Genomic DNA, 2215 nt, shown 5'->3' on the forward strand with positions numbered 1-2215 from the left:
GTTTCGGACGACTCATCAAAGCCCTCGCAACAGCGAGCATCTGTTGCTCGCCACCCGACAACGTGCCGGCAATCTGCTCGCTGCGCTCAGCCAATCGGGGGAAGATCTCGAACCAGCGCTCGAGATCGGCCTCGACGCCCTCGCGATCCTTACGACTGACCGCGCCGACCCGAAGGTTGTCCCGCACGCTCATCGCCGTCAGTGTCCCGCGTCCCTGCGGGATCAGACTGACCCCGTGGCGCAGCATGATGTCGGGACGCGAATTGGACAGGTCGATGCCGCCGATGCTGATGGTGCCGGTGTGCGGCAAGGTGCCGGCCAAGGCTCGCATGAGCGTGGTCTTGCCCGCTCCATTCGCACCGAGCACGACGGTGACCTGCCCGGGCTGGACTGCCAGATCGATGTCTCGAAGTACAGACGCAGCGCCGTAGCCGGCGGAGAGGCCTGTGACTTCCAGGAGCGGAACCGCGCTCATGCGGCCTTCCCCAGGTATGCCGCCACGACAGCGGGATTACGTTGGACATCGGCCGGCAGCCCGTCGGCGATGGTGCGACCGAACTCCATGGCCACCACGTGATCGCAGATACCCATCACCAGCCCCATATGGTGCTCGACGAGTAGGGCGCTGAAGCCGAACTCTTTGCGTAATTTCAGGATCAACTGACCGAGGTCGTGCACCTCGGCGTGCGTCAACCCGCCGGCCGGCTCGTCAAGCATGAGCAGTTGGGGATGGCTGATCAGTGCCCGTGCCAGCTCTACTCGCTTGAGGGTTCCGAAGGGAAGACCGTCTGCGCGATGATGGGCGACATCGGTGAGGTCGAGCAACTTCAGCAACTCCCACGCCTCTCCTTCGAGTCGCCGCTGGGCCGAGCGCGTTGTCGGCCACAGGAGCGCGGACGGCAGCAGCCTCGGGGTGTTTCTGATCTGCGCTCCGACAACGGTGTTCTGGATGACCGTCAAGCTGGGAAACAATGCAAGATTCTGGAATGTACGGGCGATCTTGTGTTCGACGATGCGGTGACGCTTGACCAGGAGAAGATCGGTGCCATTGAACTCGACCGACCCCTCGCTGGGCTCGTACATGCGTGTCACACAGTTGAACAACGATGTTTTGCCTGCCCCGTTGGGCCCGATGAGTCCACAGATCTCGTTGTCGGCGACCGTGAAGCTCACGTGATCGAGGGCCGTGATGCCACCGAAGCGCATCGCCAGGTCGGAGATTGTCAGCACCGAATCACCTTTCGCGTCGATGTGGGTCTAATAACTATCACTAGAACAGTGACTGAACTCGCTACAGTAAAGCATGTGAGGGGCATCACTACCACCCCATTCTTCGAGAATTGCACTCTCACAGTGCATCGATCGCAGTCCGGTAAGCTCACACCGAGACCCGACGGCAGCTCCACTGGGGCGGCATCGACCGATACGCCGTCTTTACTTCTCTAACGACAGCGATGGGAGCCCGCACACACCGGCACAAATTGACGGGACATCGGGACAGACATCTTCGACCCCGGCCCGGGGTCGGCAGAGCGAGACTTTCGCGCTTCCGCAACTTCTACCCCGTTGGACTACTGCGATGTGCACAGTTGCATTCAGCGTGGTCTTGACCTCGCCGCGCAGGTAACACGTTAGGATCATGAGTGTCTGCGACGCGCATGCACAGATGTAAGGGGTGGGTCTCGGCATCACCGATCTACGATGAGGAAAGGTGTGACGTGGCCGAAATCAAGAAGCCGAAACTTGCGAAATTGCCGACTGATAATCCCGATCACGGGTCGAAGTCGGCCCTCGGTCGTGCGCTCGTCATGCTGGGGGACATGTGGACCGTGCGAATCCTGCGTGCGATCTTCCTAGGAACACGGCGCTTCCAGGAGTTACGCGACGACCTCGATATCTCCGACCCGGTGCTCTCGCGCCGCCTACGTAACCTCGTCGAAGCAGGCCTGTTGGAACGTGTCCGCTACCAGACCAACCCGACAAGGCACGAATACCTGCTGACTGAATGCGGCACGGACCTGTGGCCCATCATGGTCGCCATCTGGGCCTGGGACCGCACCTGGGCTTCACCGCGCCACCGTGATGCGAACATCGAACTGACACACCACGTATGCGGGCACCATTCCCAACCTATATTCGGCTGCGGGCATTGCGGCGCAATAGGGTTGACCGCTCGCGACGTCCGGGGATCGGTCGATGATCGACTCCTCCTCGA

The 2215-nt window shown here is 61.1% G+C and carries 3 protein-coding genes; 1 reads left to right on the forward strand and 2 read right to left on the reverse strand.

Annotated features, from left to right (window positions below; all coding sequences use genetic code 11):
* Positions 1-475, reverse strand: a 475-nt coding sequence (locus tag WAW17_RS11435) for an ABC transporter ATP-binding protein (RefSeq protein ID WP_422333094.1), incomplete at its 3' end; no start/stop codon positions are given.
* Positions 472-1230: an ABC transporter ATP-binding protein gene (locus tag WAW17_RS11440; RefSeq protein WP_422333095.1), complete on the reverse strand. Its 759-nt coding sequence runs from the start codon at positions 1228-1230 to the stop codon at positions 472-474. The genes WAW17_RS11440 and WAW17_RS11435, both read right to left, overlap by 4 nt.
* 488 nt (positions 1231-1718) lie before the next feature.
* Between WAW17_RS11440 and WAW17_RS11445 the strand changes: the two genes are divergently transcribed.
* The coding region (locus tag WAW17_RS11445) for a winged helix-turn-helix transcriptional regulator (RefSeq protein WP_422333096.1) at positions 1719-2215 on the forward strand (497 nt) is incomplete at its 3' end.

The sequence above is a fragment of the Rhodococcus sp. (in: high G+C Gram-positive bacteria) genome (assembly GCF_049286785.1).
GTDB lineage: Bacteria > Actinomycetota > Actinomycetes > Mycobacteriales > Mycobacteriaceae > Rhodococcus_F.